The following is a 12,817-nucleotide window of genomic DNA, read 5'->3' as shown; positions in this document are numbered from 1 at the left end:
ACACGATTTATATAAATCGTGTGCTTTCTTTTTAAGATATAGAAATTTTGACGTTTAATGGTTTTACGAGATGAGCATAAGGTTCGCCTACTAGCATAACAATTTCATCTTTTTTATAACCTAACTTTTCGTATAATGAATAGGCGCGTGTGTTTTCTAAATTAACAAGTAAAGCGATTTTTTCATGCCCTTTTTCAGTTGCATAGATTTCGGCAGCTTCAATTAATTTAGAACCGATACCTTTTCCGCCGTGTGCACTTGAAACTGATAATGTATCAATGTAATACTCATCAAGCTCAGCTTCTTTTTCTAACGTAATTGATTCATCTTTATGTAATTCTCTTAAGTGATGTACAATTGGTGCGTCAAGCTGTGTTGCTTCACTACCGTGATAAGCGACAATAACTCCAACTGCACCCCCGTCTTGCTCATATACAAAACAGTTTTCATAGCTCAGTCGATTTTTCTTTTTTGAGAACCATGTTTCAAGTCCTAGTAATACTTCTGTCTCAACTGTGCTACCTGTGATTTTTTCAGCAATTTCGTGCAGAGCGTTATACAATAAAGGTGCTACCAGTTTCGCATCTGTCTTTTTTGCTTTCCGAATCATAGTATCCCTCCTAGTTCTATTCATATATTGTAGCATAGCGGTGTGAAACTTTGCATAATTGAATGTCGAAATGTTTGATATAGAGAAGTAGCTATGTTAGTATATGATATTTAGTGGACATATACTAAAGAGATATCTTTTGAAAAATAATGAAAATGAAATGAAGGTATAGCATCTGGATAATTTTACAGTTGTTGACCTATAGAATATAAGATAAAATAAAATATTGCATAGAGGTGAAATACATGGATAAAGAATTAGCAAATACAATTTTGGATCAGCTGAAAAATGGTGAAATAAAGGAGTATGTTGTTACGAAAGATGTATTTTATACGTTCAGAGAAGTTTTAGTAAATCGAGAAGACTTTAAACATTTCATTGGTAACGCACAGCGAGGCGGGCAAGTGATTTATACATATTCAGAAACGCCACGTTCATAAAGAGGAATTTTGATCAGCAGGGCATCTCTCACTGATTAGTAGCCTTCACCAATCGGACGTTTAATGCGGGATAAATAAAAGATAAAGGAGAGGGGAATTATGGGCGATTTTAAACAAGGCATTTTACCACATTGGGATTATATGTGGAAAGATAGAGCCGGCAATCGATTTATGGGAATGGTTATGTATCCAGAGAAAAGAAAATGTTCAGCAAAAATGCTTCAGAAAATAAAAAGAGCATATGAAGAAGCAGTAGAAATTAAAGTAACTGTACAAGTTCAACATACATATCAGTACGTAGAAGGAATGATTGTATACTTTGATGAAGAGGCTCCTGTATGTACAATGATTGATAAAGATGAAAATCCGCATCATATATTTGTAAAAGATATTTTGCGCATTGAGCAATCTGAATAAACTTTTCATAAATAAATTGAAGTTCCATAATAATAATCTTTTTCTATAATAGTTATCTTTTAGTATGTAACGAGAAACGAAAGTATATGTATAATATATTTAATAAGGTAAATTTGATAAATGTAATCTTTTTTTTAGAGCAGATTATAGTTTCATATCTGTTCTTTTTTGCGTGATGCTGGAGAAATATATTTCTTCAGCATCTACCGTTTTATGACAAAATATATTGTTAACTTTTTTAAAAATAAGGTTAAATTCGTTGACAACTTTTTTGAAAAGCACTTTATTGACATGAGTTTTAGAATGTTGTTTCATAGTCATTGTATTGAAAAAAAACGGCTATCATGTCGAAAAGTAAAAGTTAAAAAAAGAAAGAATTTATACATATATCTTGTGTCTTATTTTGAAACGTAATACAATATATAGAGAAATCAAGAACAACATATAGAGAATATAGATTTGAGAGGGAGGGTCGGAAATGTTAGTTGCATATGATTCTATGACAGGAAACGTGAAGCGTTTCATTCACAAATTAAATATGCCGGCCGTTCAAATTGATGAAGATCTAGTAATAGATGAAGACTTTATTCTTATTACGTATACAACAGGTTTTGGCAATGTACCAGAACGTGTTTTAGACTTTTTAGAGCGCAATAATGAAAAATTAAAAGGCGTATCTGCAAGCGGCAATCGTAACTGGGGAGACATGTTCGGTGCAAGTGCTGACAAGATTTCTACTAAATATGAAGTGCCTATTGTATCAAAATTTGAGTTATCTGGAACAAATAACGATGTAGAATATTTTAAGGAAAGGGTGCGGGAGATTGCGACACATTGAACTGAATAATGAAATCACGCAAATGCAGGACGGTTTTTATCAGCTTCATAAAGATAAAGAGGCATTAGAAGTCTTTATGGAAGAAGCTAGAGAGAATACCGTTCCTTTTAATAGCGTGGCAGAGCGAATGGAGTATATGAAAGAACATGATTACTATTACAACGTTCTGGACGAGTATAGCTTGGAGGAAGTAGAGGAAGTATATAACATCGCTTATGGTGAAAACTTCGAGTTCCAATCTTATATGGCAGCATCTAAGTTCTACAAAGATTATGCGTTAAAAACGAATGATCAAAAACAATACTTAGAAAGCTATGAAGATCGTGTAGCAATTGTTTCATTATACTTAGGACGCGGTGATGTTTCGAAAGCAAGACAATTCGCAAGCATGATTGTAAAACAAAACTACCAACCAGCGACACCAACCTTTTTAAATGCGGGAAGAAGCAGAAGAGGAGAAATGGTGTCTTGTTTCTTGTTAGAGATGGACGATAGCTTAAATTCAATCGGCTTTAACATTAATACTGCGATGCAATTATCAAAAATCGGCGGGGGAGTAGCTTTAAACTTATCTAAGCTACGCGCACGTGGTGAGCAAATTAAAGGTATCGACAACGCTGCAAGTGGTGTAGTACCTGTTATGAAATTGCTTGAAGATTCGTTTTCATATGCGAATCAGCTTGGCCAACGAAAAGGTGCCGGTGCAGTATATTTAAACATTTTCCATTGGGATATTATTGAATTCCTTGATACAAAAAAAATAAATGCCGATGAGAAGAGCCGTATTCAGTCTCTATCAATCGGAATTATCGTTCCAAGTAAGTTCTTTGAGCTTGCTGAGAAAAACGAACCTTTCCACGTTTTCGCGCCTTATACGGTTTATAAAGAATATGGCAAGCATTTAGATGATATTGACATTGATGAAATGTACGATGAATTAATGAGCAATCCGAAAGTGAAGAAGAAGCCACTAGATATTAGTGCACGTGATATGCTTATTAAAATCGCCATGATTCAGCTTGAGTCTGGTTACCCATACTTAATGTTTAAATCAAATGCAAATAATCAACATCCATTGAAGGATATTGGAACTGTGAAGATGTCGAACTTATGTACAGAAATCTTCCAGCTTCAAGAAACTTCAGAAATAAATGATTACGGTACAGATGACATTATCCGTCGTGATATTAACTGTAACTTAGGATCGTTAAATATCGTAAACGTAATGGAAAATAAAGAAATTCGTGAAGCAGTTCATGCGGGAATGGAAGCTTTAACAGCTGTTTCTGATATGACGATTATTCCGAATGCACCAACTGTGAAAAAAGCGAATGACGAGCTTCATTCAGTTGGACTTGGAGCAATGAACTTACACGGATATTTAGCAAAAAATAAAATCGCTTATGAAAGTGCAGAAGCGAAAGAATTCGCTCGTACATTCTTTATGATGTTAAATTACTATTCTATTGAGAAAAGTATGGAAATCGCTACAGAAAAAGGCGAGACATTTAAAGACTTCGATAAATCTGATTATGCGAATGGCACATACTTTGAAAAGTATGAAACGACAGATTACAGCCCAGTAACTGAAAAAGTTCAGCAACTATTTGAAGGAATTCATATTCCAACAAAAGAAGATTGGACAAGTTTAAAAGAGCAAGTGCAAAAGAATGGTTTATACAACTCATATCGTCTTGCCATTGCTCCAACACAATCAATCAGTTACGTTCAAAATGCAACTTCAAGCGTAATGCCGATCGTAAGTCAAATCGAATCAAGAACATATGCGAACGCGACAACATATTATCCAATGCCGTATTTATCAAAAGATACGTTCTGGTACTATAAATCTTCTTACGATATGAATCAGTTTAAATTAATTGATTTAATCGCAGAAATTCAAGAACATATTGACCAAGGAATTAGTACAATTCTTTACGTTAATAGTGATATTTCAACACGTGAATTAGCACGTTACTACATCTATGCACATAAAAAAGGCTTAAAGAGTCTGTATTATACGAGAACACGTAAATTAAGCGTGGAAGAGTGTGTGGCTTGTACCGTTTAATATAAAAAGTGAGACATGATGAGCAGGGTTTTCTGAACCCTGCTCATGCTTAGTTATCATATTTAGAGAAGGGGCGATTTAATGCGTGCGGTAAACTGGAACAAAAAAGAAGATGATTTTAGTTTAATGTTTTGGAAGCAAAACATCGCTCAGTTTTGGACAGAAGAAGAAATTGCGGTTTCGTCTGACAAAAATACTTGGGTGCAATTATCGAAAGAAGAGCAAATTGCTTATAAGCGTGTATTAGGTGGTTTAACACTTTTAGATACGAAACAAGGTGGCGAAGGAATGCCACTTGTACTTGTTCATCTTGAAAATTTACAAGCGAAAAGTGTATTAGCTTTCATGGGAGCTATGGAAGAAGTACATGCGAAAAGTTATAGTCACATTTTCACAACGTTAGCTACAGAAGAAGAGATTGATGATATTTTTGACTGGGTAGACAATCATCCGTTACTTGAGAAAAAAGCTGGTATTATTACTGGTTACTATCGTCGTTTATTAAAGCCTGAAGTAACAAAAAAAGAGTTATACATGGCAATGGTAGCAAGTGTGTTCTTAGAAAGTTACTTATTCTATAGCGGATTCTTCTATCCACTTTACTTAGCTGGTCAAGGAAAACTAACAGCAAGTGGTGAGATTATCAACTTGATAATTCGTGATGAGTCAATTCACGGCGTATTCGTCGGTATTTTAGCACAACAAATCTTCGCAGAACTTTCTGCAGAAGAGCAACAAGAAGTGCAAAAAGAAACACAAGAGTTATTAATGGAACTATATGAAATTGAAATGGCCTATACAGAAGAAATTTACACTTCTATCGGTCTTGTAGAAGATGTAAATCGTTTCGTTCGTTACAATGCAAATAAAGGGCTTATGAACTTAGGACTTGAGCCGAAGTTTGAAGAAGAAGAAATTAACCCAATCGTTTTAAATGGTTTACGTACAGATACGAAAAACCATGATTTCTTCTCTGTAAAAGGAAATGGTTACGTAAAAGCAACGAACGTTGAAAAGTTAGCTGACGATGACTTCGTGTTTAACTTTTAATATAGGATTATAAAGAAAAACTGTCTTATTCATTGATAAGACAGTTTTTCTTTATAATTTTGTTTACATAACACTATTATTTTGTATAGCGATTTATATTGGGAAGTTCTATTCGTTTAACGGATAGAACTTTTTTGTAATTAAATGGGTATTTACAAACCTTTTGTATCGGTGTATTATTTAACTAGTACACCGATACGAAAGGAGGGAAGAAATGAAAATAGAGTTTTCTCCAAATACACCAATTTACATTCAGGTAATGGAATACATAAAAAAAGAGATCGTAACAGGACATTTATTGCCTGGTGATAAAATTCCCTCTGTCCGTGAATTAGCGAGTGAATTACAAGTGAATCCAAATACGATTCAGCGTACATTTCAAGAGCTAGAACGGGATGGAGTTGTTGTAACACGTAGAGGAATGGGACGGTATGTAACGAATGAAGGGGAGAAAATTATGGAGCTGCGAAAAGAGATGGCGAAAGAATTACTTCATTCTTTTATAGATGGAATGGACAATTTAGGTTTTTCAGAAGAAGAAATTCTTACAATTCTTCGTTCTTCATTACATGATAAGAGGGAGGAGAGCCAATGACAAAGCTATTAAAAATAGAAAACTTATGGAAGAGATATGGATTAAAAGCAGTGATCCGTGAATTAAACATAGAGATTACGGAAGGGAAAATCGTTGGGCTTGTTGGAGATAACGGGAGCGGGAAAACGACGTTATTGAAAATGATTGCAGGCTTGCAATATCCTTCTGAAGGTAGGATTACAATAGATGGTAAAAAGGTAGGGTTACAGTCGAAAGAAATCGTTTCATTTATGTCCGATAAGCCAGTCTTTGATGATTGGATGACTGTAAAAGATGCTTTATTTTTTTACCGAGATTTTTATAAAGACTTCGATATTCAAAAAGCAGTAGATACGATTGCAGAATTTAAAATACCGTTAGAAGAAAAAATTACAGCATTGTCAAAAGGTATGGTTGAGAAGCTGCAGATTATTTTAACGTTTTCTCGAGAAGCGAAGCTATATGTACTGGATGAGCCATTGGGCGGGATTGATCCTCTTTCTAGAGAACATGTATTGGATCTAATTCTACAGTTCTATAGGGAAGATTGTACGATATTAATTTCCACTCACTTAATAAATGAAATTGAAAATATTTTTGATGAAGTGATCTTTTTAAAAGATGGAGAAATGGTTCTATATGAAAATGTAGAAGAAATTCGTTTTCAGAGAGGAAAAGCAGTTCATGAATTTTTTAAGGAGGTGTTTAGTAAGTGAAGTCAGTACTTTCCTATTTATGGAATGTAAATAAGAAAAGATATATTGTTACTTTTTTACTCTTTGTGCTAATTGAAGCTGTGTTATTTTCACAAATGATTGTAAGAAAAAGTGATGCGGCTGTCAGTAGACAAGAGGGCATATTTGGAATCATTATGATTATATTTTTCTTTTATATTGTTTATATGTTTATACAAACAATGAAATCATATTCACGCTTACTGACTAATCCAATGTTACGACTTACAGCAATATCTGGGAAACAATATGTAATTTCTATGCTTATTTTCTCATTTATTGCAATGGCTATATGGTATGGGATATGTGGAATTCTTTTCTACGTAAGTTATGTATTAGCTTTTCCTACGACTTCTGTATATGTAGAGGCAAAAGAGATTATGCAAGTAGGCATAATTAATAATTTAATATATATGATAAGTGATTTATTTGAGTTTTTGTTTAGTGTGTTACAAATTATATTAGTAATTACTCTAGTTAAGTCACTTACGAAAAAGAAAAAGGCGCAAAATATACTAATTGTTATTATTTTTCTAGTAATAAATATAGCGATTACTTTAGCGACAACCTTGCTAGGAAAATTAGCTCCAGCTTTCCAAGTATTACGAAGAGTAGAATATCATAGTGAAAGCAAGAGTCTGTTTATTAATATGTTTCAAGAAAATGGATTTAACATTTTTAATATAAGTTTCATGGTAATGGTTAGTGCTCTAATAATATATGTAATTGCTTATATTATCGATAAAAAACTAGAAGTCTAAAGGAGGAATCAGCATTGGGAAACGTAGTAGTAAAGTTAGAGAATGTTCGAAAAAAGATTGGTGGAACGGAAATTATTCGTGGTTTATCATTTGAGGTTCGTGAAGGAGAAGTATACGGATTCCTTGGGCCGAACGGTAGCGGTAAGACGACGACGATCCGTATGATGACAGGTCTTATTTCAATGACAGAGGGCGATATTACAATTTGTGGACATAGTATTCGCTCGGAGCGTGAAAAGGCGCTAGAGCAAATTGGAGCGATTGTAGAAAATCCTGAACTATATGATTATATGACAGGAATGCAAAACTTAAAGCATTTTGCGAACATGGCCATTACACCAATTAGTAAAGAGCGCATTGCTGAGATTATAAAGCTTGTTGAATTAGAGCATGCGATTCATAAAAAGGTGAAAACATATTCACTTGGTATGAAACAACGTTTAGGAATTGCACAAGCATTACTTCATCAGCCGAAAATCTTAATTTTAGATGAGCCGACAAATGGATTAGATCCAGCTGGTATTCGCCAAATTCGTGATTATTTACAACGTTTAGCGAAAGAAGAGAATATTGCTGTAATCGTATCAAGTCACTTATTGAGTGAAATTGAATTAATGTGTGATCGCGTCGTTATTATTAAACAAGGTGAGTTTGTTCAAGAGTACAACTTACATGAAAAAGTGAAACATGATGAGGCAGTCGTTGTAGCGTTTGAAGTAGATGAAGTTCAGAAAGCGAATGAAATCATTAAAGGCAAAGCAAAAGGGAATGTAATTGTAGCATCTGTAACAAAAGACAACATTCCGCAACTTGTAAAAAAACTTGTTCATGCTGATGTGCTTGTATACGGAGTTACTGTTCAAAATAAAACGTTAGAGGATGAGTTCTTAGCGATTACTGGGGGAGTGAAAGCGTAATGTTTAAATTAATTCAAAATGAATTTTTAAAGTTGCATGCGAAAAAAGGTATGTATATTTTAATAGGTGTAATTGCTTTATTGGAGATTTTAGGAACAGTAGTATTGGCGAAATGGGGCGACGCTGGTAGCTTAAGTGGATCTTACTTAGATTTTGCGAGTTCAAATATCGGCTTAATTATGATATTCACAACGATCTTTGGAATTACAATAGCTTCTCGTACAATTACAGATGAATTCCAAAAAGGAACGATTAAGCAATTATTAATTCGTCCAAGAAAACGAATGACAATTTTATTTTCTAAATATATTACAGTATTATTAACGATGTTATTTATCGTATTTGCTAGTACGTTAATTGCTTTGATTATTGGTGTAATTGTAATGGACGGTAGTAAAACTGAATTAACGTTAGGAATTGTTTTAAAAACAATATTATATCAGCTGCTATCACCATTTTTCTTTGCAACACTTGCATTTTTCTTAGCAAATGTGTTTAGAAAGTCTGTATTACCAATAATTATTACGATGTTTCTATTATTCTTACAAGGTACAATTAACATGGTATTAATGATGTTTGCAAAAGGTGTAGCGAAGTTTGTAGTATTCAGCCATTTGGATTTAAGAGCTTACGACAGCAATAAATTAATTAGTGGGGGAGTAGAACCTACATTTACAGAATTTACATTTACAACTTCATTATTACTTATAGCTGCATACTTTGTTGTATTACTTGTAGCATCAAGTGCATTATTCCAAAAACGTGACGTATTATAATAAAAGAAATCCCCGCTTGTAAAAACGGGGATTTTTATTACATAAAATTCACTTAGATTGAAACTTGAAGAACAGCGATATGGTATTTTAAGAGATATGCTGTTTGAAATGATTTGAGAAAAATAGGAAGAGTTTCAACTATATTCATATTATAATTTAGTTATCCTGCTATTTATAGGGAAAGGATTGCCTATAAAGTACTGATTAAAGTTTTATTGTATTTTTACTATCTTTGGGGGTGTTTTATATGCACTATGCATTTTCACGTATAAGGCTACGTAGCTTTTTTGGATGGATGATTATAGGGGTGCTCCTTATAATGATCCCATTAGGTCTAGCAAATGTTTCTGAGAATACGATGGAGGTTATTTCACAAATAACTGTATTTTTTGTATTTCCGTTACTTTGGCTATACGTAAAAACAAATAAAAATAATGTTGTATTCAACAGTTTTTTTGATAAGCCAGGACGTTTACCTTGGGGATTAATTGTATTAGCAACGATAATGGGGATGATTTTTTCAGTTGGCATATCTCAGATTCAATTTTACATATTAGCACATACGTTACCGAATTTCTTAGTTACTATGCTAGAAGACGGAAATGTTATTAATACGAGTAACGTATATATGACGATATTTACTTTCATTTCAGCATGTGTGTTAGCACCTATTATGGAAGAGGTTATTTTTAGGGGATTTTTCTTACAGCGAATGGCTTATAAATGGGGAATTAAAAAAGCTGTAATTATATCTTCAATTATTTTTGGCCTAGGACATTTTGATGTTATTGGTGCGTTCATGTTTGGTATGGTTATGTGTCTTTTATACATAAAGACAAAAAATATATGGACGAATATAGCTGTGCACGCTCTAAATAATTTGATTGCAACAAGTATACAATTTTTCAGTGGAGAAGAAAGTGGTACAATCTCAATTACTGAATTACAAGCGCAAAGTAATTTATGGATTGGTATCGGTCTTACGCTTGTCGGATTACTTTGGTTAATTCCTTATATTGGGAAACAATGGCGTACAGTAAAAGAAGTTGGCGTGCCACCAGTACGTTTTATAAATGAGCAAAAAGTAGTGAATGCATCACAAGAGAATGAAGTGTATAGTCAAGTGATCGTAACCGATAGATTGATGGCCATAGAGTTACCAGATGAGGCTGTAAATAAGCTTAGGTTAGAAGAAAATGATTATGTAACAGTATCTGTAGAAGAAGATAAAATCGTTATAAAGAAAGCACATAGTAGATAATTAAAAAGTAGCTCCTAAGGAGCTACTTTTTAATTTGTAATAATTTCCACTCGAAAATTATTACCGTTCTTTACATATTTAATATCTGTAACAGTGCGGACCGTCTTTAAAATCTCCACTTTTTCACCAATTCGCGGGATGGTTGGAACATTGTCCCAAATACCAAGCAAGTCATCTAATTGTGCCGTTTTTTCATAAAACCAGATTTTCAATGTAAAGCCCCTTTCTCGAACTTTATGTATTTTAATACATAATATATTATTTTTATTCTTATTGTAAGGGGTTTTTTTATATTTTATGAATAAAAATAAATTAATCTTCTGGGAAGATATGTTCAATATCAGGAGTAAGAGATACTTCTGATAATACGATATGAGAAACGGTCGTTGCATATGAAGAAACATCATTGATAAATTCTTCAAGTTCAACGAGTGAAGGAACAGAAATTTTTACAATGTAGCATAAGCTTCCTGTTACTCGGTAACAAAAACTTGCAGATGGATAAGACTGAATAAATTGTTGCATACGTGTTGTATCACCATTTTTTAAAGTAATTTCTAAAATACAATCTAAAACGAGTCCAGCCTTTTTATAATCAATATCGATTGTGTATTTTTGAATAACACCTTCGCTTTCGAGCTTACGAACACGTTCTGAAGTAGACGGAGCAGATAAGTTTACTCGTTTCGCCAATTCACGCATCGAAAGGCGACTATCATTATATAATTCATTTAAAATTTTTCGATCAACACGGTCTAATTGCATTTGTAAATATACCTCCAGTAAAATAATGATTTTTGTAAAGGAAAAATATAAATTAAGATTCATATGAAATGTAAAGTGAACGTTATTTATTTTACAATAAAACAGAAGGAAATAGGAGGGGAAATGATGGAGAGAATTTCATTATCAAATGTAGGAGATACAAAGTTTCAAAAGTTATTAGGGCATAATTCGGATATATTACATTCGTGGAGTACGTTAGAAGATACACTGTACAATAAAGGAACTCTTTCAGCAGAGTTGAAGGAGCAAGTGAGAAGAACATTAGCGTATGGGAATGAATGTCCGTACTGTATGGCAAAGGGAAGACCTGATGATGTGCAAAAGGCAGAGGAGATTGGCGTAGCCGTTACTTTTGCGCATACATTTGTTCATGACCGAAAAGCAATAGATGATACTATGTTTCACGTATTAAAACAATATTGGACAGAAAAAGAAATTGTAGAGCTTTGCGCCTATGTTTGCTTTATTACTGCGTCACAACAACTTGGTTTTCTATTTCAATTACAGCCAAATTAAGGGGAAATGATGACAAATCAAATAGCACTTATCATAATCGATGTACAAAAGGCGTTTCAATTACCAGATTGGGGCGAGAGAAATAATATTTTTGCTGAAGAAAACATGAGAATTTTATTAGAAGAATGGAGAAAAAGGAAACGACCAGTTTTTCATATTCAACATGTAAATAAAGAAAATGCTCAGTCAATGTTTTATGAGAGAGCGGAAACGGTAAACTTTAAAGAAGAAGTGCAACCACTACTTGGTGAAGTGGTTATTCAGAAATTCGTTAACAGCGCGTTCATTGGGACAAATTTAGAAGAGCAATTAAGAAAGAACAAATGTAATGCAGTAGTGGTTGTAGGATTAACGACAAATCATTGCGTGGAAACTACGACACGAATGGCAGGGAATTTAGGATTTACAACGTATTTAGTGAGTGATGCAACGGCTACTTTTAACCGTAAAGGTTTAGATGGTAAGGAGTATAGTGCAGAAGATATTTACAATATGACACTTGTAAATTTACATGAAGAGTTTGCTACGATTGTGACGACAAAAGAAGTATTAAAATTATTTTAAGAAAATAATTGCGAATTATGTAGAAAAAAATAAGAATATTTCGTATAATCTAAGTACAATCATTTTGAAAATAGGGGTGGCATCATATGGAGCAAATTTCAGTAAAGAAATTAGAAGAGGTACTTGTTGTAGCAGGTGATGATAAACAGAAGCAAAAGGAATTTTATGAATTGCTCTTATCTACTGAGTTTTATGTTGCTGGTTCACTAGAAGCAGAGGACGGGGCAACAGAAGGAATACTTCGTTTGCGTTATTTCCAAGGAGAAGGTAGATGGATCGTTCCGTTCTTTACACAAATGGAATTTGTAAAAGATGTGTTGCCAGAAGGAACGCCCCTTATTAAGATACGTGGGAAAGAGTTATTTGGTAGCATTGAGAAAGATGCTACAGCTGTATTAAATGTTGGCACTGATATAAGTAAAACATTTATTCCAGAAGAAATTGCAGATATCGCATCTGGACGAATTTTTAACTATTATAAATAAAAGGAAAAGCGTAATCG

At 33.5% G+C, this 12,817-nt stretch carries 17 protein-coding genes; 14 read left to right on the top strand and 3 right to left on the bottom strand.

The window, feature by feature from the left end; genetic code table 11:
* Positions 1–31: 31 nt before the first annotated feature.
* A complete protein-coding gene (locus AC0OM3_RS17840) occupies positions 32–610 on the bottom strand; it encodes a GNAT family N-acetyltransferase (protein WP_000619539.1) in 579 nt (192 codons plus the stop codon).
* 245 nt (positions 611–855) lie between these two features.
* Here AC0OM3_RS17840 and AC0OM3_RS17835 point away from each other — a divergent pair, with 245 nt between their 5' ends.
* The 11 genes from AC0OM3_RS17835 (at position 856) to AC0OM3_RS17785 (ending at position 10,449) form a co-directional block, all read left to right on the top strand.
* Positions 856–1,050, top strand: a complete 195-nt coding sequence (locus tag AC0OM3_RS17835; RefSeq protein WP_000356683.1) for a hypothetical protein — start codon at positions 856–858, stop codon at positions 1,048–1,050.
* Positions 1,051–1,149: 99 nt separating this feature from the next.
* Positions 1,150–1,467: a hypothetical protein gene (locus AC0OM3_RS17830; protein ID WP_000502202.1), complete on the top strand. Its 318-nt coding sequence runs from the start codon at positions 1,150–1,152 to the stop codon at positions 1,465–1,467.
* A 478-nt stretch (positions 1,468–1,945) separates the two neighbouring features.
* The gene (gene nrdI / locus AC0OM3_RS17825) at positions 1,946–2,305 is read left to right on the top strand and encodes a class Ib ribonucleoside-diphosphate reductase assembly flavoprotein NrdI (protein ID WP_000959447.1); all 360 of its coding nucleotides are present in this window, start codon (positions 1,946–1,948) and stop codon (positions 2,303–2,305) included.
* Complete coding sequence (gene nrdE, locus AC0OM3_RS17820; protein ID WP_001215839.1) at positions 2,292–4,376, top strand: class 1b ribonucleoside-diphosphate reductase subunit alpha; 2,085 nt, start codon at positions 2,292–2,294, stop codon at positions 4,374–4,376. The genes nrdI and nrdE overlap by 14 nt, the downstream gene beginning before the upstream one ends.
* A gap of 81 nt (positions 4,377–4,457) precedes the next feature.
* On the top strand, positions 4,458–5,426 hold the full coding sequence (gene nrdF / locus AC0OM3_RS17815) for a class 1b ribonucleoside-diphosphate reductase subunit beta (protein WP_001203025.1): 969 nt from the start codon (positions 4,458–4,460) through the stop codon (positions 5,424–5,426).
* Positions 5,427–5,640: 214 nt separating this feature from the next.
* A complete protein-coding gene (locus tag AC0OM3_RS17810) occupies positions 5,641–6,021 on the top strand; it encodes a GntR family transcriptional regulator (protein ID WP_000687512.1) in 381 nt (126 codons plus the stop codon).
* Complete coding sequence (locus tag AC0OM3_RS17805; RefSeq protein ID WP_000163898.1) at positions 6,018–6,716, top strand: ABC transporter ATP-binding protein; 699 nt, start codon at positions 6,018–6,020, stop codon at positions 6,714–6,716. The genes AC0OM3_RS17810 and AC0OM3_RS17805 overlap by 4 nt, the downstream gene beginning before the upstream one ends.
* Complete coding sequence (locus AC0OM3_RS17800) at positions 6,713–7,495, top strand: ABC transporter permease (RefSeq protein WP_474212533.1); 783 nt, start codon at positions 6,713–6,715, stop codon at positions 7,493–7,495. Before AC0OM3_RS17805 ends, AC0OM3_RS17800 begins: the two co-directional genes overlap by 4 nt.
* 14 nt (positions 7,496–7,509) lie before the next feature.
* Positions 7,510–8,412 carry an ABC transporter ATP-binding protein gene (locus tag AC0OM3_RS17795; protein ID WP_000528786.1) on the top strand — a complete coding sequence of 301 codons (903 nt, stop codon included), beginning with the start codon at positions 7,510–7,512 and terminating at the stop codon, positions 8,410–8,412.
* A complete protein-coding gene (locus AC0OM3_RS17790) occupies positions 8,412–9,188 on the top strand; it encodes an ABC transporter permease (RefSeq protein WP_000475437.1) in 777 nt (258 codons plus the stop codon). Before AC0OM3_RS17795 ends, AC0OM3_RS17790 begins: the two co-directional genes overlap by 1 nt.
* 247 nt (positions 9,189–9,435) lie before the next feature.
* Positions 9,436–10,449, top strand: a complete 1,014-nt coding sequence (locus tag AC0OM3_RS17785) for a CPBP family intramembrane glutamic endopeptidase (protein WP_000558820.1) — start codon at positions 9,436–9,438, stop codon at positions 10,447–10,449.
* Positions 10,450–10,478: 29 nt separating this feature from the next.
* Here AC0OM3_RS17785 and AC0OM3_RS17780 read toward each other — a convergent pair whose 3' ends face one another.
* Both AC0OM3_RS17780 and AC0OM3_RS17775 read right to left on the bottom strand, forming a co-directional pair.
* Positions 10,479–10,661 carry a DUF3913 family protein gene (locus AC0OM3_RS17780; RefSeq protein WP_000707107.1) on the bottom strand — a complete coding sequence of 61 codons (183 nt, stop codon included), beginning with the start codon at positions 10,659–10,661 and terminating at the stop codon, positions 10,479–10,481.
* A gap of 100 nt (positions 10,662–10,761) precedes the next feature.
* Positions 10,762–11,214, bottom strand: coding sequence for an Lrp/AsnC family transcriptional regulator (locus AC0OM3_RS17775; RefSeq protein ID WP_001175505.1), 453 nt, complete (start codon positions 11,212–11,214; stop codon positions 10,762–10,764).
* Between the two features lie 126 nt (positions 11,215–11,340).
* On the opposite strand from AC0OM3_RS17775, the gene AC0OM3_RS17770 reads away from it, so the two are divergent.
* From AC0OM3_RS17770 to AC0OM3_RS17760, 3 genes are all read left to right on the top strand, one after another.
* On the top strand, positions 11,341–11,751 hold the full coding sequence (locus tag AC0OM3_RS17770) for a carboxymuconolactone decarboxylase family protein (RefSeq protein WP_000439757.1): 411 nt from the start codon (positions 11,341–11,343) through the stop codon (positions 11,749–11,751).
* Positions 11,752–11,760: 9 nt separating this feature from the next.
* Complete coding sequence (locus AC0OM3_RS17765) at positions 11,761–12,315, top strand: cysteine hydrolase family protein (protein WP_474212528.1); 555 nt, start codon at positions 11,761–11,763, stop codon at positions 12,313–12,315.
* An 86-nt stretch (positions 12,316–12,401) separates the two neighbouring features.
* Positions 12,402–12,800, top strand: coding sequence for an SseB family protein (locus tag AC0OM3_RS17760; protein ID WP_474212526.1), 399 nt, complete (start codon positions 12,402–12,404; stop codon positions 12,798–12,800).
* Positions 12,801–12,817: the final 17 nt, after the last annotated feature.

This window comes from Bacillus sp. FAU20 (assembly GCF_056033865.1).
Note: the sequence above shows the minus strand (reverse complement) of the source record. Positions and strands in the feature narration are given on the sequence as shown.